19 protein-coding genes are annotated in these 22328 nt (G+C 70.7%); 8 read left to right on the top strand and 11 right to left on the bottom strand.

Going from position 1 to position 22328, the window contains the following annotated elements:
- Positions 1 to 14 precede the first annotated feature (14 nt).
- A complete protein-coding gene (locus tag A6A27_RS31815; protein ID WP_083673021.1) occupies positions 15 to 2498 on the bottom strand; it encodes a glycogen debranching N-terminal domain-containing protein in 2484 nt (827 codons plus the stop codon).
- A gap of 208 nt (positions 2499 to 2706) precedes the next feature.
- Here A6A27_RS31815 and A6A27_RS44565 point away from each other — a divergent pair, with 208 nt between their 5' ends.
- From A6A27_RS44565 to A6A27_RS31850, 7 genes are all read left to right on the top strand, one after another.
- Complete coding sequence (locus A6A27_RS44565; RefSeq protein ID WP_158074095.1) at positions 2707 to 2874, top strand: CBM96 family carbohydrate-binding protein; 168 nt, start codon at positions 2707 to 2709, stop codon at positions 2872 to 2874.
- Between the two features lie 229 nt (positions 2875 to 3103).
- Positions 3104 to 3517 (top strand): hypothetical protein, encoded by a 414-nt coding sequence (locus A6A27_RS31825; protein ID WP_143194272.1) that lies wholly within the window; start codon positions 3104 to 3106, stop codon positions 3515 to 3517.
- Positions 3518 to 3643: 126 nt separating this feature from the next.
- The gene (locus tag A6A27_RS31830; protein ID WP_083673053.1) at positions 3644 to 4609 is read left to right on the top strand and encodes a DUF817 family protein; all 966 of its coding nucleotides are present in this window, start codon (positions 3644 to 3646) and stop codon (positions 4607 to 4609) included.
- Positions 4606 to 4953: a DUF952 domain-containing protein gene (locus tag A6A27_RS31835; RefSeq protein ID WP_073838340.1), complete on the top strand. Its 348-nt coding sequence runs from the start codon at positions 4606 to 4608 to the stop codon at positions 4951 to 4953. The genes A6A27_RS31830 and A6A27_RS31835 overlap by 4 nt, the downstream gene beginning before the upstream one ends.
- Positions 4954 to 5216: 263 nt before the next feature.
- Positions 5217 to 6023 carry a tryptophan 2,3-dioxygenase family protein gene (locus A6A27_RS31840; RefSeq protein WP_073838341.1) on the top strand — a complete coding sequence of 269 codons (807 nt, stop codon included), beginning with the start codon at positions 5217 to 5219 and terminating at the stop codon, positions 6021 to 6023.
- Positions 6020 to 7150 carry an aminotransferase class V-fold PLP-dependent enzyme gene (locus tag A6A27_RS31845; RefSeq protein ID WP_073838342.1) on the top strand — a complete coding sequence of 377 codons (1131 nt, stop codon included), beginning with the start codon at positions 6020 to 6022 and terminating at the stop codon, positions 7148 to 7150. The genes A6A27_RS31840 and A6A27_RS31845 overlap by 4 nt, the downstream gene beginning before the upstream one ends.
- A complete protein-coding gene (locus tag A6A27_RS31850) occupies positions 7147 to 8169 on the top strand; it encodes a methyltransferase (RefSeq protein WP_073838343.1) in 1023 nt (340 codons plus the stop codon). Before A6A27_RS31845 ends, A6A27_RS31850 begins: the two co-directional genes overlap by 4 nt.
- A 7-nt stretch (positions 8170 to 8176) precedes the next feature.
- Here the strand turns inward: A6A27_RS31850 and A6A27_RS31855 are convergent, their stop codons facing one another.
- The 8 genes from A6A27_RS31855 to A6A27_RS31890 are packed head-to-tail and all read right to left on the bottom strand — an operon-like array spanning position 8177 to position 16246.
- Complete coding sequence (locus A6A27_RS31855) at positions 8177 to 8902, bottom strand: aspartate/glutamate racemase family protein (protein WP_073838344.1); 726 nt, start codon at positions 8900 to 8902, stop codon at positions 8177 to 8179.
- Positions 8899 to 10176 (bottom strand): NAD(P)/FAD-dependent oxidoreductase, encoded by a 1278-nt coding sequence (locus A6A27_RS31860; RefSeq protein ID WP_073838345.1) that lies wholly within the window; start codon positions 10174 to 10176, stop codon positions 8899 to 8901. The genes A6A27_RS31855 and A6A27_RS31860 overlap by 4 nt, the downstream gene beginning before the upstream one ends.
- A gap of 15 nt (positions 10177 to 10191) precedes the next feature.
- Positions 10192 to 11067 carry a family 3 encapsulin nanocompartment shell protein gene (locus A6A27_RS31865; protein WP_073838346.1) on the bottom strand — a complete coding sequence of 292 codons (876 nt, stop codon included), beginning with the start codon at positions 11065 to 11067 and terminating at the stop codon, positions 10192 to 10194.
- Between the two features lie 18 nt (positions 11068 to 11085).
- On the bottom strand, positions 11086 to 11925 hold the full coding sequence (locus A6A27_RS31870) for a class I SAM-dependent methyltransferase (protein ID WP_073838347.1): 840 nt from the start codon (positions 11923 to 11925) through the stop codon (positions 11086 to 11088).
- 22 nt (positions 11926 to 11947) lie between these two features.
- The gene (locus tag A6A27_RS31875) at positions 11948 to 12778 is read right to left on the bottom strand and encodes an SDR family NAD(P)-dependent oxidoreductase (protein WP_073838348.1); all 831 of its coding nucleotides are present in this window, start codon (positions 12776 to 12778) and stop codon (positions 11948 to 11950) included.
- A 5-nt stretch (positions 12779 to 12783) separates the two neighbouring features.
- A complete protein-coding gene (locus A6A27_RS31880) occupies positions 12784 to 13758 on the bottom strand; it encodes a sulfotransferase (protein ID WP_073838349.1) in 975 nt (324 codons plus the stop codon).
- Positions 13755 to 14927 (bottom strand): MFS transporter, encoded by a 1173-nt coding sequence (locus A6A27_RS31885; RefSeq protein ID WP_073838350.1) that lies wholly within the window; start codon positions 14925 to 14927, stop codon positions 13755 to 13757. The genes A6A27_RS31880 and A6A27_RS31885 overlap by 4 nt, the downstream gene beginning before the upstream one ends.
- A complete protein-coding gene (locus tag A6A27_RS31890; RefSeq protein ID WP_073838351.1) occupies positions 14924 to 16246 on the bottom strand; it encodes a DegT/DnrJ/EryC1/StrS family aminotransferase in 1323 nt (440 codons plus the stop codon). The genes A6A27_RS31885 and A6A27_RS31890 overlap by 4 nt, the downstream gene beginning before the upstream one ends.
- A 645-nt stretch (positions 16247 to 16891) precedes the next feature.
- Between A6A27_RS31890 and A6A27_RS31895 the strand changes: the two genes are divergently transcribed.
- Entirely contained in the window at positions 16892 to 20134 is a 3243-nt protein-coding gene (locus A6A27_RS31895; protein ID WP_073838352.1) for a S8 family serine peptidase, read from the top strand.
- A 63-nt stretch (positions 20135 to 20197) separates the two neighbouring features.
- Here A6A27_RS31895 and A6A27_RS31900 read toward each other — a convergent pair whose 3' ends face one another.
- Entirely contained in the window at positions 20198 to 21253 is a 1056-nt protein-coding gene (locus A6A27_RS31900) for a S8 family peptidase (RefSeq protein ID WP_241825540.1), read from the bottom strand.
- A gap of 450 nt (positions 21254 to 21703) precedes the next feature.
- The gene (locus A6A27_RS31905) at positions 21704 to 22276 is read right to left on the bottom strand and encodes a histidine phosphatase family protein (protein ID WP_073838515.1); all 573 of its coding nucleotides are present in this window, start codon (positions 22274 to 22276) and stop codon (positions 21704 to 21706) included.
- Positions 22277 to 22328: the final 52 nt, after the last annotated feature.

The raw sequence follows: 22328 nt of genomic DNA on the forward strand, positions 1-22328 counted from the left end.
GCGACCCGGCCAGGTCAAGTGCCCGGCCACCGCCCGGCGCCGGCCCAGCTGCGACCCAGGGCGTCGATTCGCCCCCACCGGCCGGGGATGTCCATCAGCTCGATGCGGCCCAGCTCTTCCGGGACCGCGGGATCGATCACCAGGTGCTCGTTGAGCGGTTGCAGGCCGAGCATGGTGCGGAGCAGCAGCAGGGGTGCCCCGGCCGACCAGGCCTGCGGGCTGCACGCGGTGGGATACGGCACCGGGTACTTGGTCAGCGTGCGGTCGTAGCCGGCGAATGCCTCCGGCAGCCGGCCCTCGAAGTGGTCGGCCGCGTCGATCATCGCCTGGGAGATCCGCGCGGCCTCCGCATGGAAGCCGTAGCGACGCAGGCCCCAGGCGATGAACGAGTTGTCGAACGGCCAGACCGTGCCCACGTGGTAGCCGACGGGGTTGAACCGGGTTTGGTCCGTCGCCAGCGTTCGCACCCCCCAGCCGGAGAACAATCGTGGGCTCATCAGCAGCTCGGCCACCCGCGCCGCCCGCGGCCCGTCGACGATCCCGCTCCACAGCAGGTGCCCCATGTTCGAGGCGAGCGCGTCGACCTGGGAGCCGTCCGCGTCGAGAGCCAGCGCGTAGTACTCCCCATTGGATACCCAGAAGTCCCGGTTGAACCGTTCCTTCAGCTCCGCCGCCCCGCGTTCCAGCCGGTCGGCGTACTCCGGGTCGCCCCAGATTTCCCGCGCCAGCCGGGCGGCCCGCATCTTCGCGTCGTAGGCGTACCCTTGCAGTTCGCAGGTGGCCCGAGGGAAGCCGGGCAGCCGGCCGTCCCGGTAGGAGATCGCGTCCCAGGAGACCTTCCAGCACTGGTTGATCGACCCGTGCTGGGTGTTTCGCCGCCGGTACCAGACGTAGCCGTCGCCGAGCAGGTCGGCGTAAGTGTCGATCCAGTCAAGCGCCGCCCGGGCGTTCTCCTCCAGGTTCTTCACCAGTTCGACGTCGCCGGACCACCGCTCGTACTCGTCGAGCAGCACCACGAACAGGGCTGTGGTGTCCGCCGCCCCGTAGTACACCGCGTACGGTTCCTCCTCGAAGGCCGCCAGCTCCCCGTACCGGATCTCCTGCATGATTTTGCCCGGGTCCCGTTCCCGGAAATCGTCCAGCTTGGTGGACTGGTTGGTGGCGAGCACCCGCAGCGCCGCGGCGGCCAGTTCCGGCTTGAACGGCAGCGCCTGTAGACAGGTGAGGATGCTGTCCCGGCCGAACATGGTCATGAACCACGGCAATCCGGCGATCGGCACCGGCTCCCAGAAAAGGAGGGTTCGGTAGCGCAGGGCCGCCAGGTCGACCAGGCTCCGACGGTACGCCACCATCAACGGCCGGCAGTCGGCGAATAGACGGGGTGCCCCGGCGAGCCACTCGTCGAGCTGCTGGCGCATCTGCTTCTGGGTCCGGTGCGCGTAGCTACGCAGACTCTCTCGGATGTCCCGGCCGTGCGCCCCGGTCACCCGGGCCTCGACCTCCAGGTCGGTGGACCAGGCGCCATGCGACTCCACCTGGATGTCGAAGGTCATCCCGCGCTGGTCGATGGTGGCCGGGACCGACGACGAGACGATCGTCGCGCGGGTGAACGTCTCCCGCTCGTAGCTCAGGCGCAATTGCCCGTCGGCGACCTCGGCCGTCGTCCGGCCCGGCTTCGTTGGCACGTCCGTGGCTTCGAACAGGTCCGCGAAGTCGCTCTCGATCTGCATCCGGACCCGTAGCCGCACCGGCTTGTCGTCATGGTTGAGCACCGTTATCCGTTCCTGCATGCTTCCGCCCAGCGAGCGGTCCCGGATCACCGTCACCTTGGCATTGACGTATTGCGTCGGTTGGCCCGGGACCAGGAAGAACCGCACCTGGAAGTACTGCAGGTTGTCCACGGAGAGCGAGTGCAGCCGCTCGCCGTCGACGGTCAGCCGCCACACCGACAAAAACCGGGTGTCAAACGAGTACAGCCCGGTGAGGTAGTCCGGCGACGGGGCGATGTCGCCGTGACCGTCGCTGACCGCGAAGGTGTTGCCGTCGAGGACGCTGAACTGGCGGTGGCGTCTCCTCTTGCTGTCCTCCTTCGTTGGCCGCCGCCGGAAGCGGCCGGTCGGATACTCCTCTGCTGCGGTGGCGGTGGGAGCTTGGAGCCGGGGGTCCCGGGCGCCGGGCGGGTCGGGCAGCATCCGCTCCAGCAAGTACAGTCTCGTCGGGTCGCCCTCTAACGTGTAGCGGCGCCGCAGCACTGCGGCGACCAGGTTGGTCCGCCCGGTCAGCAGCGCCTCGAAGAACTCCGGGTCGGAGCGCAGGACGCAGTCCGCGGGCCGGTCGTCCCTGCTGACCGTGACGGTTCCATCCGTGACCGTGAGATACCAGTGGTCGGTCCGGCGGTGCGCGCTGGCGTCAAGTCGGATCGTTCCGGATTCGTGGGCGCGCAGCGTCCTGGAGGCCCGTCTGGTGAATTCGTCGAAGAATTCATCGGTCAGCCCCACCAGGCACGCCCTCCCGCTCCGCGGCCCGGCACCGGGACGGCTGGACCATGCCGGGGCTACCCGGTTTCCCGACGATCACACGTACCGTGCCGGTTGGCAGGAGGCCTTGCCGGAGGTCACCGATGAAGAGTTGGTCAAAGACGACAGGGCGTGAGGTTCGGAGCACCAGGGCTGCAACTGCAGGGATCGACCGGGCCATCGCCGCCGTGTGGCGGGGAGCACCCGCTGGTATTCGGTCGACGTCACCGGCGCGGTCAACGTCAACCTGGCCGACGGAGCCCTGGCGCTGCGACTCTCCGACGACACGACTGCCGGGCGACCACTCGCCGTGGACAGCCGGGAGAGCGACCAGCAGCCGTACCTGATCATCTACTGATACCGGCGGGTCTGGCGCCCGTCCTTCGAGACATCGACGGGCGCCAGACGCCGATGGTGACAGGCCGCGGGCGCTGCGCGGTGCGGCCGCTGGCCAGGTTACCGCGCTGGGTAGTGTTGATCATCCGATTTGGACCACTGGCGCCTGACACGTGTGTGATCTCCGCGCCGGAGCTTTGGAGGACCGTGTGCGCGTACTAGCGCGACGACTGTCGATCTCGGCACTCTCAGTGGCTGTTGCGGTGGTGACGTTCGGGTCGCCGGCCCACGCCGCGACGAACCCGTTCACCCCGGCACAAGCCTGCAACAACGACTTCGGCGGCTCCTGGGCCCAAGCTTCCGACGGCCACCGGTCGATCTATTCCGGCGGCACCAAGGTGGGCGACGTCTACCTGATGTACAACAGCGCAACCGGGTACAACTGTGTCGCCACCCTCAAGGCGGTGGCCATCGGATCGACGACCGGGGTCGCCGCCAGTTTGCGAGTTGAGGGCAGCTCCTGGGTCACCGACTCGGGCAACTACAAGTACTACGCCGCGAAGCAGCGCTCTGCGCGAGACACCTGCGTCATGTACGAGGGGGAGGTCCTGAACGGCACGATGTGGGTGGGTAACGGTAGGTACACCTGGGGGAACTGCGGCTGAGCGGTCCTGAAACTGCGGGTACGCGTGCGCGTACCCGCAGTCAACCCCGACCCGGGGGCGGCCGCGCGCGTGAAGCTGGCTGAGACCAAGGCCGCTGACCTGCGCCGGCACGATAGCGTCGGGGCGATGCATACCCCTTCCGAACCAGCCACGCTGACCACCGCCGAACGCGCGATCGATGCCCGCTTCCGCGCGGTCCTGGCGCGGCTGCCCCAGCGTGGGCCGATCAGCTGGCTGATCGAGCTCGCGGTCTTCGGACTCAAACAGGCTTGGGCGTGCGTGTTCGGTGGGGCGATGCTGGCGGTCATCTTCGCGGCGCACCTCTGGTACCCGGCGGACGCGGTGTTCGCCCGCAACGACTTCCTGACTCTTGCCGCGGTCGCCATCCAGATCGCCATGGTGGCCGGACGCCTCGAAACCGTGCGGGAACTGCGGGTAGTGGTCCTGTTCCACCTTGTCGGCACAGCCATGGAGTTGTTCAAGACGCACATCGGCTCGTGGTCGTACGCGCCCGACGGGGTGCTGCGGCTCGGCGCGGTGCCCCTCTTCAGTGGCTTCATGTACGCCGCGGTCGGCTCCTACCTGGTCCGCGTCAACCGGCTGTTCGACCTGCGTTTCGCGCGCTATCCGAAGCGTTGGGTGACGGCTGTCGTGGCCGTCGCGATCTACGCCAACTTCTTCACCAACCACTACGTCTTTGACTTCCGGTGGCTCCTCATCGCCGTCGTCGCGGTCGTGTTCGGGCGCTGTGTCATGCAGTTCCGTATATTCCGGTTCCGTTGGCGCATGCCGCTCCTGCTCGCCTTCGTCCTCGTCGCCTTCTTCATCTGGCTCGCGGAGAACATCGCCACTTGGTCGCATGCGTGGCTCTACCCCAGCCAGCTGGGCGGTTGGCAGCCGGTTTCGCCAGCGAAACTGGCATCGTGGTTCCTCCTCATGATCATCTCGGTCGTGATGGTCACCTGGATCTCGCCGCCGCAGCCGCCCGACGACCGGCAGCCGGCCACAGCGGTGGGCGCGGACCCGGCTGAGCTTCGGCTCGACTCAAAGTTGAGAGGAGCCCACCGGCCGGACCGTACGCTGGCGGGATGATCTACAAGATCCTGGCCCGGGGGGAGTGGTCCGCGGCGCTGGCCGAGGGCCGGTACGACGGCTCGGCGGCGGACCGGCAGGACGGATTCATCCACCTCTCGTCGGCCGAGCAGCTCTCCGGCACGGCCGAGCGGTACTTCGCCGGTCAGCCCGATCTGCTGGTCCTCGCGGTCGACCCGGACCGGCTCGGCGATGCGTTGCGCTGGGAGCCGTCGCGCGGCGGCGCGCTGTTCCCGCACGTCTACGGCCCGCTGCCGCTGGCCGCGGTGGTTGGCACCGCGAGGCTGCCGGAGGGGATCCCCGCGGCGGAGGCGGTGGCCGCCGCCCTTGCCGCACTCGCCTGATCGCCCCTGGCGGCGGCCGGACCCGGACTGGCCGGGGCTGGGGAGGGGTGGCCGGGCCGCACTTGGCAGGGCGTCACGGCTCGGGGCCCTGCGCGAATTGTCCGCCGTCCGATCGATGCATCGTAGATTGTCAATGTCAATTGAGCAATACGGCGAGCTTGTGAATCACCTCGCGTTGTGAGGGCTGGTAGCCGAAAGTGTTGTTTGCTTGACTGTGCGGCGGTGCCGTAGAGGAGTAGCGGCATGACTGGAGGTTGTGCCGCGTGAGCAAACCGGATTCGGAAAAGACAGTCGGCGACGTGCACGAGGCACTCAGCCGGCCCCTGTTCAACCCAGTGTTGAAAGTGACGGTCGGCGAAGGAAAGCTCGACTACGAGATCTACCTGCGAACCGCCGATCTGCTGCGGCTGCAGACACCCAGGTCTGAGCTCGTCGACGCGGACGAGCTCATGTTTCAGGTCGTGCATCAGGCGCAGGAACTGTGGCTGAAACTACTCGCCCACGAGGTGGCCGAGGTCGTCGACGATCTCGATGGTGATCGCCTGTGGGAGGTGACCGCTCGGCTGGACCGAGCTGTGCGGATCACGCACTGCCTGTCGCATGAGCTTCGCGTGCTGGAGACTCTCACACCCGACACCTACCAGGTGATACGCCGGCATCTCGGTAACGGCAGCGGGCAGGAATCCCCCGGCTACAACGCCGTACGGGTGGCCGCGTCGTACGCCGCCGAGGCACTGGACCGGCTCCTGGCGCGGCACGAGGTCGCGCTTGCCGACGTCTACGCCGGTCCCCGACCCGAACTGAAGCGGGTCTGCGAGCTACTCGTCGACCTCGATGAGGGCTATCAGACGTGGCTGTTCACCCACTACCTGCTGGTGCGCCGGACGATCGGGGTGGGCCGGGACGTCGCGGCGCTGGACGGAGTGCCCACCCAGGTTCTCGTCGGGCGGATGACCCAGCCCCTGTTCCGGGCACTCTGGGCGGTCCGCAGCCAGCTCACCGCCGAGTGGCGGCGGGAGGGCGGTCTGGCGCCCGGGGCCGACCGCCGGGAAGCGCGGGTGCCGGCGTGACCACGCAACTACGGCACCACTTCCCTCTGCTCGAGACCTGCGTGTACCTGAACAGCAACTCCACCGGGGCGGTGCCGCGTGGGGCCGAGTCTGTTCTCCACCGGTACTGGGAGACGCTGTGCGCCTGGCGCGACGACGTGTGGGACGAGTGGCTCAACGAGCTGCGGGCCTACGGCGACGCCGTCGCACGGTTCATCGGCGCTCCGCCCGGCAGCGTGGTCACCGACGCCAACGTCAGCACCCTCCTGGGCCGCATCGCCTCCTGTTTCGACTACCGTCCGTCCCGCAACCGGGTGGTCACGACGCACCTGGAGTTCCCCACGGTGCCGTTCATCTGGCGCGCGTTCGGCCGCTACGGCGCCCGACTCGACGTCGTCGACGCCGGCGGGCCCGGGTTCGACGAGGATGCCCTGGAGCGGCGGATCGACGAACGTACGCTGCTGGTGTGCGTGCCGCACGCCAGCTATGCCACCGGCGCGGTGATCGACCTGCCCCGTCTCGTCAAACGCGCACACGACGTCGGCGCACTCGTTGTCGTCGACGCCTTCCAGACCATCGGCACGGTCCCGTTCGACGTGGCAGCGCTGGACGTCGACTTCGTCCTCGGCGGCGCGCACAAATGGCTGTGCGGCGTCGGGACGGCGTTCCTGTACGTCCGGCCCGAGCTGCTGCCGACCCTGCGGCCGGCGGCGACGGGATGGTTCGCCGGCGACGCCGCGCTGACCTTCCGCCCTTCGTCGGACTGGGCCGGCGACGCCCGCCGGTTCGCCGGTGGAACCCCGTTCCCGCTCAGTGCCCAGATCTCCAGAGTCGGACTGGACCTGCTGGCCGGCGTGGGCATCGACGCCATCCGCGAGCACTCACTGAACTGCACCGAGCGGATCGTGCACCGGGCCGCGGCCGCCGGCATCCCCGTGCTCGGCCCCACCGCGCCCGCGCAACGGGGCGGTGTCGTCTGCCTGGCCGTCCATGACGGTGAGGCGGTCAAGCGCAGCCTCGCCCGGCGGCAGATGATCTGCAGCTGGCGAGGGGCCCTGCGGGTGGCTCCGCACATCTACAACACCATCGACGAGGTTGACGCGTTCATGGACGCCCTCGACTTGGAGCTCCGGCAGGTCAGATCATGACCGGCGCACCGCTGTCCCCGAGGGCACTCATGAGCCTGCTCGCCAACGGCGCCAAGGCCATCGACGTGCTGGAGACCGCCCTGAACATCGGGCTGCTCGACGCGCTGGAGCCCGGTCCGGTGCGCCTCGGGCAGCTCAGCGCCCGCCTCGACCTGCGCCCGGGTCGGCTCTACAAGCTCCTTGACTGCCTGGAAAGCCTCGGCTTCGTGCACCGCGACGAGCGGACCGACGACATCAACGACACCGAGTACCGTGCCGTCCCGGGGCTCAAGGACGCCGTCGTCGAGGTGGTCGGGCCCGACGCGATCGAACGCGACCGCGACAAGTACCCGTGGCGGCAGCTGCACGGCAGGCTGGCGGACACTCTTCGCGGGCAGTTCAGCATCACCGAGAACGACTTCGCCTGGCCGCCGCGGACGGCGGCCCAGATCGCCGACTTCGAGAGGAGCATGGCGGCCGGCCTGGGCCCGATCATCGAGGTGTTCCGCACCCACGCACCGCGGCTCTGGCCCGACCGCCACCGGCTGCTGGACGTGGGAGGCGGCGACGGCACCCTCGCCACGTACCTGCTTGCCGATACGCCCGGCCTGACCGTCGACGTCTACAACCTGCCCCCGGTCCAGCCCCTCGTCGACGAGACCCGGGTACGGTCCGGCCACGGAACCCGGCTCGGGTTCGTCGGCGGGGACTTTCTCACCGATGCGCTGCCCACCGGCTACGACAGCATGGCGTTCGTCCGCGTCCTGCACGACTGGCCGGCGCGCGTCGCGCACCGCCTGATCGAGAACGCCTACCAGGCGCTGCCGCCCGGCGGCCGCCTGCTCATCTGCGAGGAGTTCCGCACCTCGGAGCGGCTGGCCATGCAGTTCTTCTGGTCCTACTTCCTGATCGGCGTCGACAGTTGCGCCAGCCGCCTGCGGGAGACCACCTTCTACATCGGCGCACTGCGGCAGGCCGGATTCCACAACATCGAGGTGTTGCCCGGCCGGTTCGAACTGATCTCGGCACGTAGGCCGTGACCGGGCATCACGGCTGGGGCTCAAGGTCGAGGCGGCGGGTGAACGGGCGGCGGGTGAGGCTGTCGTACAGCATCCGGGTGAGGGTGACGATGTCGAAGACCGGCACCCCGAGCCGGGCCTGGATCCGGTGTGCGAACGGCACCAGATCCGTGCACTCGATCACCAGCGCGCCGAGATCCGGGTGAGCCCGGGCAAGGGCATCCACCTGTTCGTCCACTTCGGCGGCCAGCCGGTCGACGTCGAGGGTGTCGCGGCGTCCCTCCAGCATCACCTCGCGGAACTCGCGTTGACCGGCCATGCCGGTGACCGCGAGCGGCACCTCCCGCGCCCCGACCGCGGCGAGGTGTCGGGGGATCAGCGCCGCCTCGTCGGCGACCAGCAGCCCGACCGTGCGGCCCGGTCCGATCATCTGGTGCACCAGGGGTAGCTGGATCAGGCTGGAGGACCACAGCGGTACGTCCACGACGGCGGCGAGTTCCGCCTGGAAGAGCACGAGGAAACCGCACGCTCCGGTGATTCCCGCGACGCCGGCGGCCTGCAGGTCCCGGGCGGCCTGGAGGAACGGCTCCAGCAGCGTCGGGTCGGCCTCGCGGACCAGTCGGCGGGGGGTGGCGCCCCGGACCACCCGGTAGTGGACCGGGAAGTCGAAGGTGGCCAGGTTGCGGATGTGGCCGGGAATCTTGTCGAAGCTGGTGTCGAGGCAGAGTACCCCGATCGCCGGCCCATCGGTCATCGCGTCCTCCCGAACCGGTCCAAGGCGAACGCCTCCAGCGGCAGGTCGGGCGGTACGCCGCCGATGAGCTGGGCGATCAGCTGGCCGCCGGCGGGGGCGAGGCCCATCCCGATGTGCCCGTGCCCGGTCGCCACGCTGACGTTGCGGTACGTCCCGGCCCGGCCGATCAGCGGCAGGCTGTCCGGGGTGCACGGCCGCAGACCGCTCCAGACGTGCAGCCGCCGATCGGTGTCCAGCCCCGGCAGATACGACCGCACCGTGCGCAGGATTCCGTCGACCCGTCGGGGCGACACCGAGGTGTCCAGGCCGGACAGTTCCAGGGTGCCGCCGACGCGTACCCGGTCGCCCAGCGGCATCACCGCCACCTTGCCCTCGCTGAGCAGCAGGGGCCGGGTCGGCGTGCCCGGCCCGGCGGCGACGGTGACGGTGTAGCCCTTCGCGGGTTGCAGCATCAGTCCGACGCCGAGCGTACGGGCGCAGGCCAGCGACCACACCCCGGCGGCGATCACCACCTCGGCCGGGCGCAGGTCGCCCCGGCTGGTGCGGACGGCGCGTACCCGCCGCCCGGTCACCTCGAAGCCGCGAACCTCGGCGCCGGTGATGATCTCCACGCCCCGCTCCCGCAGGGCGCGGGCGAAGCCGACCAGGAAGGCGGGGATGCGCAGCGCGGCGCCCTCCTCGTTGAGCAGCGCCCCGGCGATGGCGAACTCCACCCCGGGTTCGAGCCGGGCCAGCTCCGCGTGGTCCAGTTCGCGCAGCGGCACCCCGCGCTCGACCGCCGCGGGGATGCCGCGCCGGGCCTGCGCGTACCCCTGCTCGGTCTTGCAGGCCAGCACCATGCCACGGGCGGTGAGGGTGTCGGCGAGGTCGCCGGCGCAGATCTCGCGGAGGATGGCCAGGCTGCGCTGCTTGAGCGCGAGCAGCACCTCGAACCCGGCGCGGGCGTGGCGCTCGGTGCAGTACCGCCGGAAGTGCCACAGCCAGGCCAGCAGCCCGAGGTCCGGGCGCGGCCGGACGTGGAACGGACTTTCCGGGTCGAACAGCCAGCGCAGCCCTTTCGCCGGTACGCCCGGCTCGGCCAGCGGCGCGGCGCCCTGGGTGCCGACGAAGCCGGTGTTCCCGGCCGAGCAGGCCGCCGGATCGCCGACCTCGCCCCGGTCGACGACCGTGACGGTGTGCCCGGCGGCCCGCAGGAACCAGGCGCAGAACAGACCGACGACACCCGCGCCGATGACCAGGACGTCAGGGTCGTGCCGGGCGGGCGTCGCTGTCATCGTGCTTCTCGCCCGTCAGATGGTGACGACGAAGAAGCAGGTGGGCAGGTTGACCACGACCCGCTCCCAGATCTGTGCGCACAGCGCCACCCCGGGCTCGGCGAACGTGCCGGGCGGCGGCTCGGCGAACCGGATCACCGACCGGCCGGCGTCGAACAGCAGCGCACCATGGCCGAAGTCGCCGACGATCGCGGTGCCCGGGTCGACCAGCCGGGTACGCACGATGAAGACCCCGTTGTCCTCCACGTCCCGCAGCTGGGTCCCGGAACCGAGCAGCCGGTAGTAGTCGGCCGGGTTGATGATCAGCCCGTCGGCGGTGCTGCCCATCTGCTCGACCTCGTTGCAGGCGGCCAGGATGGTGGAGGCGAACGGGCCGGGGTCGGTGAGCCGGCCGATGTCCGGCATGTTCAGCAGCCCGCCCTCGCCGCGGAGGATGGTGTGGTTCTCGGCGGTGGCCAGCCGCACGACGAGCCGGTAGTTGATGAACTGCTCGAAACTGGCCGGGTCGTCGCAGAGCGTGTCGGGCACCTGCACCCAGGCGGTGGTGGTGAGCAGCGGGGGGATGGGGGAGCGGTGGAAGTGGTTGGCCGCCTCGCGGCGCAGGTCCGCGCCGTCGACGGTGGGGTCGCCGGCGCGGGGTGGGCTCTCGTGCCAGTAGTGCTCCTGCGGCTCCCGGGACAGGCTCACCACCTTGAGCATATTTCGGGACGGGTAGCGGGGCTTGCGTCGTGAGCTGGTCAGCGAGTCGGTGATGGTGACGTCGTAGTCGACGCGGGTGTCGAAGCCGTCCTTGGCGAACGCCTCGACGAACACCCCGCCGGGCGACATCTGGGTCTTCCGTTCGGCGACGACCTCGGCGATCGTCCGCTTGATCGTGTCGGTGCGTTGCATACTCCGGCTTCCCTCTCGTCAGGCCGGCTTGCGGGCGACGAACATGCCCCAGCCGAACTCGTCCCGGTCGATCGCGGCCTGGATCTCGTCGCAGGATTCCGCGAAGTTGCGGATCCAGGTCCGCGCCGCCTCGTCGTCGGTCGCGGCGGCCCGCTGCCGTGCGGTCCGGCCCAGCACCCGGTACGTCTGTCGGATGTGGTTGTCGAGGCTGCGCGCGTCCACGTCGACGAAGCCAACCCGCTGCAGCGCCTCCCGGTAGCCGTCCAGCGAGTAGCCGCTGTTCCAGCGCACCCGGTCGTAGACGTGCCGCCGGGCCGCCTCGCCGATCTCCGGCGTCGGTTGCAGGAAGTCGGCGATGGCCAGCACCCCGCCCGGAGCGAGCACCCGGAACATCTCGGCGTGGCTGCGCGGCTTGTCGGGCACCAGGAACAGCGCGTCCTGGCTGACCACGTGGGTGAAGGTCGCGTCGGCGTACGGCAGGGCGGTGGCCGAGCCGTGCCGGAACGCGACGGGCAGCCCGTCGCCCCGCTCGGCGAGCTTGCCCTGGGCGAAGCGGACCCGCTCGATGCTCAGGTCCAGGCCCTCACCGCGGCATCCGGTCCGCTCGGCGAGGCGCAGCAGGAAGTTCCCGCAGCCGCAGCCGACGTCGAGCACGTTCGCCGCGGCGGCGATGCCGGCGTCGGCGGCGAGGATGTCGGAGGTCCGGTCGGCCGCCGCCGCGTAGTCGGAGTCGGCGGCGTCGGCGAAGTAGCCGGTGTGCAGCACGCCCTCGCTGTCCCAGAAGCTGAGGTACGTCTGCGTGGTCTGGTCGAAGAACTCGGAGACGTCCCGCTCGGTGAACCGGCTGGTCGTGGACATGGACACTCCTTGCTGCGGCGGGTCAGGCGTAGGTGTCCCTGCGGACCCCGGTCAGGTGGGGCAGTTCGGGACCGGTGGCGGCGGCGCCGCCGTCGATCAGGTGCACCCCGGCGGTCACGTAGGACGCCCGTTCGCTGGCCAGGAAGGCGGCCAGCGCCGCCACCTCCTCGGGGTGGGCCAGCCGGCCCAGCGCGCTGTGGTGCCCCATCGCACGCAGCCGGGCCTCGACGTCGCCGCCCGCACCGGCCAGCCGCGCCGCCGCGCGTTCCATCGGCGGCGTGCGCACCCCGCCGGGGGCCAGCACGTTGACGGTGACCCCGCTGCGGCCGACGTCGACGGCGAGGCCCTGGGCGAACCGCACCAGCGCTGCCCGGGTCACCCCGGACAGCGTCAGCGGACCGATCGGCACGCATGCGGTCTCCGAGGCGACGAGCAGCAGCCGACCCCAGCCGGCGGCGCGCATGTGTGGCAGCGCGGCCAGCGAGACCCGGACCGCGGGCAGTAGGACCCGGTCCACGGCGTCGCGGTAGTCCGCCGTCTCGAAGGCGGTGGCGGTGCCGATCGGTGGGCTGCCGCCGCTGACCAGCATCACGTGCAGGCCGCCGAGGTCCGCGGCGACCTGGTCGACCCAGCGCGCGGCGGCGTCGGCGTCGGTTAGGTCCACCCGGCTGGCGCTGACCCGCCCGGTGGCGATCGCGGCCAGTTCCCGTTCGGCGGTGGCGAGCCGGTCCGGGTCTCGGCCGCAGACGGCCACGTGGGCGCCCTCGGCGGCGAACTCCCTGGCGCACGCCAGCCCGATGCCGCTGGTGCCGCCCGCGACGAGGGCCACCCGCCCCTTCAGCCCGAGATCCATGTCGGTTACCTCTCCGTTGCGTCGGCCGCCGATGACACCCCGCCGGCGTGCCGGGGCCGCCGGCCCGTCCCGCCGGCCTGGTAGCCGTACCGGGTGAACAGCGGCCAGGCCAGCGCAGTCACCGCCAGCCGCTGGCCGCGGGTCAGCGTCCGCCGCCACGTGTCGTCGGCGTCCCGCACCGTGGTGGGGCCGGTGCGGAACCGGTCCGGGTTGCCGGTCACCGTGTGGTTGCCGTGCAGCTCGACGGTGCGGCCGCGGACCGGGTTGCCGGCCGGGTCGGCCCCGACGAGCCGGAGCAGCGCGTCGACGGTGCCGGCCGGGTCGGCGATGAACTCCTCGTACCGCAGGAACATCGACCGCTGCGGGTGCCGGCGGGTGATCGCCGCCGAGGCCAGGTTGAACCCGTGCCAGTACGCGGTGCTGCGCGCGGCCGACATGGCGTAGACGTACTCCTTCGGCTCGCGCCACGAGTGCGCCACCGCGCGGGGGTCGCGCACCAGGTGCAGGTAGTACGTGGTGATCCCGGGGACGTGCGGCAGCAGCGCCGCCTCGCCGGGGATCTTGGTGCTGTCCACGATGACGCGCGCGCCGGTCCGCTCGGCGACCGCCCGGTAGACCCTGCTCATCAGCGCCGCGTGCGTCCGGGTCGGTTCGTCGTACGCGCCCCGGCGCAGCAGCCGCCAGGTGTGCCGGGTGCGGACCCGGGTGCGCTGGCGCCGGATGACCTCGGCGGCGTGCGCCTCCAGCGAGCCGCCGGCGGGCATGCCGATCGGCAGGATCTCCGACCACAGCGGGCAGTCGGTCAGCCGGCCACCGCAGCCACAGCGGTCGTTCACCCCCCGGCCGGTGCCGTTCTTCCACAGAAAGTGCAGTTCGCCGACGTGGAGGAAGCCGGGCACCTCGCCCAGGACGTTGCCGATGATGGTGCTGCCGTTGCGGCACCATCCGGTGATGCTGAGCACGGTCAGCGACTCGTTCATGCGACCACCTCCGCTGTTGGCGCCGGGGCCGGGCGGCCGATCCGTACCGCCATCACCGCCGCGACCGCGGCACAGGCCGCCCCGGCGGCGAAGACCGCTGGATAACCGAGCCCGGCGGCGACCAGGCCGGTCAACGGACCCCACACCGCCAGGCCGAGGTCCCAGAAGGACGTGTACGCCCCGATCGCGGCGCCCTGCCGGGCCGGGTCCGTCCGGTTCAGCACCATCAGCGCCAGCGACGGGTGCAGCAGGGAGAACCCGACGCCCATGACCACGCTGCCGGCCACGGCGACGGGCAGGTTCGGCGCAACCGCGATGACCAGCAGGCCGGCCGCCTCGCCGACGCCGCACCACGCGGCCACCCGCCGGGGGCCGAGCCGGTCGGGAAGGTGGCCGATGACCAGACGGGTGCCGGCGTACACGGCGCTGAAACAGCTCAGCACCACCACGCCGTGCCCGACGCCCCGGGACTGCAGATGCAGCACCACGAACGCGGCCAGGCCGGCGTATCCGGCGGCGCCGAAGGTGAGCGCGACGCCGGGCAGCAGCGCCGGCCGCACGAGCAGCCCGCCGCCCCCGCCCGTCGGAGCGGTCCGCGGCGCCGGCGCCAGGGCGACCAGCCCGGCGGCGAGCAGCGGCGCGGCGGCGCTGAGCGCCCACACCGCCGGGTAGCCGGCCGGCTGCACGCTGGCGCCGAGGAAGGTGCCGGCGGCGATGCCGCCCCACATGCTCACCCCGTAGAGGCCGATGAGCTGTCCGCGCCGGCTGTGCGGGGCGAGGGAGACGGTCCACACCGCTCCCGCGGTGAACAGCGCGGCCTCGCCGGCACCGAGCAGCAACCGGACCGTCACCAGTGCCGGCACGTTGAGCGGTGCCAGATAGAGCAGGCCGCCCGCGGCCAGCACGAGCGCGCCGACCAGCATCACGGTGCGGTGCCCGAACCGGTCGGCGAACATCCCGGCAACCGGACGCACCAGCAGCGCGGTCACCGCGGTGCCGGTGACGACCAGCCCGACGACGAGATCGCCAGCCTGGTGGCGCTCGCGCAGGAAGTGGGGGAGCACCGGGATCACTGCGGTCAGCCCGAGGTAGCCGGCAAAGAGCCCCCCGAAGACGCCGACCAGGGCCAGCCGGGGCAGGCGGCCCTCCCGGGTGTCTGCGGCGGTCATGGGCGCAGCGGCCGGGCCGGCGCGGCGTCGCGGGCGGCGGCCACCTTGCGGACCGCCCGCACCAGGTCGTCGCAGTCGTCGAGGGTGAGGTTGGAGGACAGCGGCACGTCAACGGTCTCCGCCAGCAGCCGGGCGGTGCACGGCAGCAGCGCCCGGACATCGGCCGGGTCGGCGCCGCCGTACAGGAAGCGCCAGTTCCAGAATGCGCGGACGTTGAGGTCGTCCTCGGCGCCGATGTTGCGGGCGTCGACACCCTCCGCCCGCAGCGCGCGGGCGAACCAACCCGCGTCGCCGCCGGGCACCCGGAACACGAACGCCTCGCCAAGGTACGCGCCGGGCGCGACCGGCCGGCGGACCGCGATGCCGGGCAGGTCGGCCAGGGCAGTGGCGACGTGGGCGTAGTTGCGGTGGAACAGGGCCAGCCGTTGGGGCAGCCTGGCCAGTTCGGCGCGGAGCAGGGCGGCCCGGATCTCGTCCATCCGCATGCTGAGCAGGGGCAGGTCGAGGCCGGTGAGCGGCGGTTCGGCGTCCGGGAAATGCCGCCGCAGGCGCCCCTCGTACGCCCCGGACAGGGCCACCGCGCGGGCGAACAGGGTGCTGTCGTCAGTGACCAGGAACCCGCCCTCGCCGCAGTTGAGGGCCTTGTCGGACTGGGTGCTGAACGCTCCGGCGGCACCGAACGTGCCGAGCTTGCGGCCGTCGAGTTCCGCCCCGAGCGCCGGAACGGCGTCCTCGATCAGCGGCACCCCCATCTCGGCGGCGAGGGCCGCGAGAGCCTCGACGTCTGCGGCGAAGCCGCGCATGTGTACCGCCACGACGGCTCGGATCTCCGGCCGCCACCGCCGGCGCAGGTCATCGAGATCCATCCGCAGGTCCTCGTCGACCTCGACCAGAAATGGCCGGCAGCCGGCCAGCACAATCGCGCTGGGCGTGGCGACGAAAGTGAATCCCGGGCAGGCGACCAATGATCCGTTCGGTACCGCCGCGCCCATGATGGCCAGCGCCAGGGCGGCGGTGCCGCTCGAAACCGCGAGAGCGTGTCGGGTGCCGAAATAACGGCACAACTCGTCCTCGAACCGGCCGCATTCGGTTTCGTTCTGCGGGCGCTGGTCGTATCGGAAGTAGAGATGACTTCGGATGGCACGAGAAGCGGCTTCCTCATCCTCCGGGTGGACGAAGACAGCGCCCTTGTCGTATGTGGGCCAGACGGTGTGACGGACCGGGCTGCCGCCGTGGAGGGCGAGCTGTCTGCCTGGTTCAGCGCTGTGTGACGCCGGCATCGGCCGGGTCGGCGCGGGAGCTTCGTTGTTCCCGTTCACCAGCGACTCCTCGGGGCAGCGGCGGCTTTCCGATTCGCGTGACCGGATTTGCCCGCCGCGCCAGGGCGGACGACCCGGGGTGGTCGCGGTCCAGACGCAATCCCGTCGAGGACCAGGAAGCCGCCGGATCCGACATTGACCGGGTCGCAGATCCAGTGACCAATATGATTGCCCTCCGGGCCCGGCACGTCAACCATGCATTCACAAAGATGCGCGTCCTGCCGCTCGTTGGGCCGCTAGGCTGTGGATGCTAGATCGGCGGCGGCAGCGACAAATGCGAATTGTCGCCTGTGGATGCCAAACGCGACCGACGCATCGCCGGCGCCGCTCCGCTGACGGCTCTCGACCCGGGCCCTCGCCGGGCCGAACGCGGCCGACATCACCCGCGGGGCCGGCGACCAGCCGTTACTGGCCCCGCAGTCGGATCCATCGGTTCCGGCAGCGGCACGTCGTAGCTCCAGATGCGCGCCGCAGTGACCGGTGGATGGGCCGGCGGCGAGCCATGCCGCGCCCCTCGCTCCTAGACGATCGGGGCCTGTCAGGCACCTTCCAAATTGCTCACCTGGGTTCAGCAACTTATCGACCCCGCCGAGCGTCTCTACAAGCGACAGTCAAGGCGGACTGCTCGAATGAACGGGGAGGCCTATGCGTTCCAGCAGAAGCACAAGAGCATTGCTGGCCGGGGGGATCGTCGCTGCGTTGCTGGCGGGCGCGCCCGGCACCGCGGGCGCCAAGCAGGCGGCCGCACCTCAAGCCGCCAAGTCCGCGCCCGCCACTGGAGAGGCCCGGACCGTGACGCTGATCAGCGGTGACCGGGTGACCGTGCTCGGCAACGGCCGCGTCAGCGCCACGCCGCGAAACGGCGTCACGTTCCACAGCTACCGGACCGGGGGACACCAGTACCTCATCCCGTCCGACGCGGTGCCGCTGCTCCGGGCAGACCGGCTCGACCAGCGGCTGTTCGACCTGACCGAACTGCTCGCGGCGCAGGCCACAAGCCCGTCGTCGCTGCGGCTGATCGTCTCCGGCGCCCCCACCGCACCCGGCCTGTCCGCCCAGCGACGACTCCCCGCGGTGCAGGGCTTCACCGCCGAGACGCCCATCGCGTCGCTCGCCGACCGCTGGCAGGCGACCCGCACCGGCCTGACCAGGGGCAAGATCTGGCTCGACGCCGTACGCAAACCCGCGCTGGACCAGAGTGTCCCGCTGATCGGCGCACCCGCGGCCTGGTCCGCCGGCTTTGACGGCACGGGCGTCCGCGTCGCCGTACTCGACACGGGCATCGACACCGCGCACCCTGACCTGGCCGGGAAGATCTCCGCGCGGCAGAACTTCACCGAGGGCGAGGAGGACGACCGCGACCACGTCGGCCACGGCACCCACGTCGCGTCCACCATCGCGGGCAGCGGCGCCGGCTCCGGCGGGAAGTACAAGGGCGCCGCTCCCGGGGCGTCCCTGCTCGACGGCAAGGTCTGCGTCGAGTTCGGCTGCCTGGAGTCATGGATCGTGGCCGGCATGCAGTGGGCCGCCGAGTCCGGCGCGGACGTGGTCAACATGAGCCTCGGCGGACCGAACACCCCGGAGGTCGACCCGCTCGAGCAGGCCGTCAACAGCCTGACCGCGCAGCACGGCACGCTGTTCGTCATCGCGGCGGGCAACGACGGGGCGGACGACACGGTGGGCTCTCCGGCCACCGCCGAGGCGGCGCTGGCCGTCGCGGCCTTCACCAAGTCCGACGAACTCGCCGAGTTCTCCAGCCGGGGTCCCAGCGCCGACGGCTGGGCTGTCAAGCCCGAGATCGCCGCGCCCGGCGTCGACATCGTCGCAGCACGCAGCAAGGACGGCTTCCTCGGCGAACCGGGTCAGCTCTACATGCCGCTGAACGGCACCTCGATGGCCACCCCGCACGTCGCGGGCGCGGCCGCACTGCTGAGCCAGGCGCACCCGCAGTGGGCCCCCGCCCAGCTCAAGGCGGCGCTCATGGCCTCCGCCAAGCCGGCCAGCGGCGTCGGCGTGTTCGCGCAGGGAGCGGGCCGGGTGGACGTGGCCCGAGCGATCACCCAACAGGTCACGACCACGCCGACGTCGGTGACGTTCGGGTTGCAGGAGTGGCCGCACGCCGACGACGACGTGCGCAGCAGCGTCGTCACCTACCACAACGGCGGCAACTCCGCGGTGACCCTGCAGCTCGCGCTGACCACCGCCGCGCCGGCGGGAATCTTCTCACTCAGCGCCGACACGGTGACCGTGCCGGCGGGCGGGCAGGCCTCGGTGACGCTCACCGCCGACACCCGCCAGGGCGGCGACGTGACCGGCGGCCTCGGCGGCCAGGTCACCGCGACCGCGCCGGGTGTCTCGGTGCAGACGCCCTTCGGCGTGGTACGCGAGGAGCTCAAGCACCCGGTGAAGGTCACCGCGACCGAGCGTGACGGGGACCCGGCCGAAGGCGCGTTCACGGTGATCCTGAGCAAGAACGACCGCCGGGAGTACCTGTCCTTCGGCGCGAGCGCCGACCTGCGCCTGCCGCCCGGCGAGTACTTCGCGTTCAGCTGGGTCAACGAGCAGGACGGGGACAGCTACGGCACCTCGCAGCTGGTGTATCCGAAACTTTCGGTCAGCGGGCCGATGACGGTGGCGATGGACGCCCGCGGCGCGAAGGGCTTCGACGTCACGGTGCCCGACCCGAACGCGGTGCCCCTGCTGGCGTCGTACGGCGCGAGGTATGTCGAGGGCGCGAACTTCGACCTGGAAGTCGGGGTCTTGGGCGGCGACTTCACCTCGATGTTCACCAAGCTGGTCGGACCCGAGCCGGCGAAGGGCCTGAGCTCTCAGCTCACCGGCGTCCTGGCCGAGGTGGACGAGCTGGGCGACCCGGCCCGTTCGCCGTACGTCTACAACGTCGGCTGGCACAGCAAGAACAGCCTGCTTGGCGGGCTGGTGAAGCACCTGCGGCCGCAGGACTTCGCCACGGTGCAGGCCTCGTACGCGGCGGTGGCGAAGGGCACCAACGGCGTGAAGCTGTCCTTCTTCGCCCCACCGGACGGCAGCGGCGGCTGGGCGACCGGCTGGCCCACCCCGCTCCCGTTCAGCCGCACAGAGCTCTACGCGGGTGAGGCGCCATGGCAGAACGAGTTGATCGTGGAGCTGCCGGCCGAGGGTGAGGATTGGCCGGAGCTGTTGTCCGACAATGGCTCGCTGGCCACGTACCGCGCGGGGCGCACCTATCAGGAGCAGTGGAACAAGGGTGTGTTCGGGCCGAGCGTGGCGCCGTTCTTCCCCGGCGCCGTGCCGGCGCTGCGTGAAGGCGACGTCATGGTCATCTCGCCCGCGCTCCTCGGCGACGGCCAGGGACGCGCCGGCTTCGGGAGGATCACCTCGGGGCACGGGGCGCTCTACCGCAACGGCACGCTGATCGCCGAGTCCAACCAGGCTCCAAGCGTGTTCGCCGAGGACGTGGCGCCGGGCGGGGCGACGTTCCGCTTCGACGGCAGCATGGAGCGCGACACGCGCCTGACCACCAAGCTGTCGGTCAGTTGGACGTTCCGCTCAGCGCACACCGACAAGCTCAAGGCGCTGCCGCTGACCGCGGTCAGCTTCGCGCCGCTGCTTGACGACCACAACGTCGGCAAGGCCGGCAACCTGGGCGTCTACCCGGCGACGATCACCCAGACCGAAGGCTCGGGACGTGTGGTCAAGCTGGCCGTGCAGGCGTCGTACGACGACGGGAAAACCTGGAAGAAGGTGCCGGTGCTGAACCACGGCGGGTCGTGGCAGGTGTCGGTGCCGCACCCAAAGGCGGGTGGCTTCGTGTCGCTCAAGGCCTCGGGCTCGGACGCGATGGGCAACACCTTCGACCAGACCGTCATCCGGGCGTACGAGCTGCGCTGATCATCCGTACGAAAGTGGCCCCGGCGACCATCACCGGTCGCCGGGGCCGCTTCCTCTGCTGGATCAGAAGTTGAGCGTGTAGAGCAGTCGGTTGGGGGTGCCGCTGCCCGGCGACGACACCACACCGGTCGTGGCGTTGCTGTTGATTGCCGATGCCACCGTCGCCGGTGAGGCCGACGGGTTGTTGGCCAGGTAGAGCGCCGCCGCGCCCGCCACGTGCGGCGTTGCCATCGAGGTGCCGCTGATCGTGTTGGTGCCGCTGTCGCCGGAGTTCCAGGACGACGTGATGTCCACACCCGGCGCGAACAGGTCGACGCAGGTGCCGTAGTTCGCCCACGACGCCTTCTTGTCGGTGCTGTCGGTCGCCGAGACCGTTATCGCCTCAAGGACCCGGGCCGGGGAGGAATTGCACGCGTTCTGCGGCAGGCCGATGATGTTGCCGTTACCGGCCGCGATCGCGTACGTCACACCCGCCGCGATCGACCTCCTGACGGCGTTGTCCAGCGTGGTGTCCGCACCGCCACCGAGAGACATGTTCGCGACCATCGGCTGGCTCGGGTTGCTGTTCTTCTGTGCGGTCACCCAGTCGATACCCGCCACCACACCGGAGGTGCTTCCACTGCCCGAGCAGTTGAGCACCTTGACGGCGATGAGGTTGACGCCCTTGGCCACGCCGTAGGATGCGCCGCCGACCGTACCGGCGACGTGCGTGCCGTGCCCGTTGCAGTCGGTGTTGTTGCCGTCCCCGGTCGTGTTCGTACCCCAGGCCGCCCGGCCCCCGAAGTCGCTGTGGGAGGTCCGGATACCGGTGTCGATGATGTACACCTTCACGTTGCTCGCCGTGGTGTTGTAGGTGTAGGAGCCGCTCAACGGCCGGTTGCGCTGGTCGATGCGGTCCAGACCCCACGACGGCGGGCTGGTCTGGGTCGCGGTGCTGGTGAAGACGCCGTCCTGCTGCACGTATGCCACCCGCGGGTCGGCGGCGAGCCTGCGTGCCTGCCGCTCCGACATGCGGCCGGAAAAGCCGTTCAGCACACTGCGGTACTGGTGGGTCACGGACGCGCCGTGCTTACCGGCGACGGCGACCGCCTGGTCACCCGCGCCATCTTTCAGCACCACGATGTAGCTACCCGCTACCGACGCACCGGCCGCAGCCCTGACCGTGCCTTCCGCTGGAGCGGCGCTTGCCGCGGTGCCAACGCCGATCGCGGCGGTCGTGACCACCGCGGCGAACCCGGCTGCCAGAAACCTCCTGGCGCATGCGGAATCTGCCAACTGCTTCCTCCCCTTCCGGTCCTCTCTGGAGCACCGATCGGCTGATCAGCAACTCAACCAATCGATGGAAGGAAGCTAGCTGGTTGGTTAACGGATCGGAAGACTTGCATGTTGCCGGATGTGGTCCCGCGCGAGGACGGGGGCACATGTCCTGGGCCGCCCTGGCCTAGGGCGAGCGGACGGGCCGCCTGCTCGTCGAGGTGAACAGCGCAGCGGCGCAGGGCCGCCGAGCGGACCGCACGGCCGGCAATCAGCTACCGACCGAACCGCGCGGGCTGGCTCGGCGGGATCGGATCAGAGGTGTCCGGTGTCGTTGAAGCAGACCAGAGTCGGCGGTCGGTCGGTGTCCCACTGCACGATGGTCAGACCGCAGTTCTCCTGGTTGAGGCCCATCCACCGCCACGTCGGAGCGTCGAGGACGTGCCGGACGAACCAGCCGATCACGAAGTTGTGCGTGATCACGAGCTCCTGCCGGTCCTCAACATCGGCGGTACCGAAGTGCTCGACGGCGGCCTGCAATCCGGCAGCGTCGTCGTCGCGCTCCTCGCTCGGCACCCGGTCCAGCCAGGGGAGAAAGCGTTCGGGGTACTCGCTGCGGTGTTCGACGGAGGGCACCGGCGTTTGATCCATGGCGAAGTCGCAGGCGTGCCGTGGGACGTCTGGCAGGTAGTGAGCGATCACGTCAGCGGTCTGGACCGCCCGGGGAAGCTGGCTGTGGTGGATCGCCGAGAACGGCACGCCCTTCAGCCGTCGGCCGAGCCGATCTGCCTGATGGCGGCCCAGTTCGGAGAGGCCACCGGCTGCCGTATGGCCGAGCGTTGGGTCCTGCTCGCCGTGACGGACCAGGTACAAAAGCGTGCGAGCCATCGTTGCTGTCCCTTCGGTCGGGCCGACGTTCCAGACGATCATGGCAAACGTC

Origin of the sequence: Micromonospora sp. CB01531, assembly GCF_001905095.1 — a bacterium.
Lineage (GTDB): Bacteria > Actinomycetota > Actinomycetes > Mycobacteriales > Micromonosporaceae > Micromonospora.

Excerpts from the sequence above, each read along its gene's own strand:
- A6A27_RS31880 (WP_073838349.1), bottom strand. The coding sequence starts at position 13,758 with ATGAACGAGTCGCTGACCGTGCTCAGCATCACCGGATGGTGCCGCAAC.
- A6A27_RS31860 (WP_073838345.1), bottom strand. The coding sequence starts at position 10,176 with ATGACAGCGACGCCCGCCCGGCACGACCCTGACGTCCTGGTCATCGGC.
- A6A27_RS31865 (WP_073838346.1), bottom strand. The coding sequence starts at position 11,067 with ATGCAACGCACCGACACGATCAAGCGGACGATCGCCGAGGTCGTCGCC.
- A6A27_RS31875 (WP_073838348.1), bottom strand. The coding sequence starts at position 12,778 with ATGGATCTCGGGCTGAAGGGGCGGGTGGCCCTCGTCGCGGGCGGCACC.
- A6A27_RS31855 (WP_073838344.1), bottom strand. The coding sequence starts at position 8,902 with ATGACCGATGGGCCGGCGATCGGGGTACTCTGCCTCGACACCAGCTTC.
- A6A27_RS31850 (WP_073838343.1), top strand. The coding sequence starts at position 7,147 with ATGACCGGCGCACCGCTGTCCCCGAGGGCACTCATGAGCCTGCTCGCC.
- A6A27_RS31830 (WP_083673053.1), top strand. The coding sequence starts at position 3,644 with ATGCATACCCCTTCCGAACCAGCCACGCTGACCACCGCCGAACGCGCG.
- A6A27_RS31870 (WP_073838347.1), bottom strand. The coding sequence starts at position 11,925 with ATGTCCACGACCAGCCGGTTCACCGAGCGGGACGTCTCCGAGTTCTTC.
- A6A27_RS31895 (WP_073838352.1), top strand. The coding sequence starts at position 16,892 with ATGCGTTCCAGCAGAAGCACAAGAGCATTGCTGGCCGGGGGGATCGTC.
- A6A27_RS31885 (WP_073838350.1), bottom strand. The coding sequence starts at position 14,927 with ATGACCGCCGCAGACACCCGGGAGGGCCGCCTGCCCCGGCTGGCCCTG.
- A6A27_RS31835 (WP_073838340.1), top strand. The coding sequence starts at position 4,606 with ATGATCTACAAGATCCTGGCCCGGGGGGAGTGGTCCGCGGCGCTGGCC.
- A6A27_RS31905 (WP_073838515.1), bottom strand. The coding sequence starts at position 22,276 with ATGGCTCGCACGCTTTTGTACCTGGTCCGTCACGGCGAGCAGGACCCA.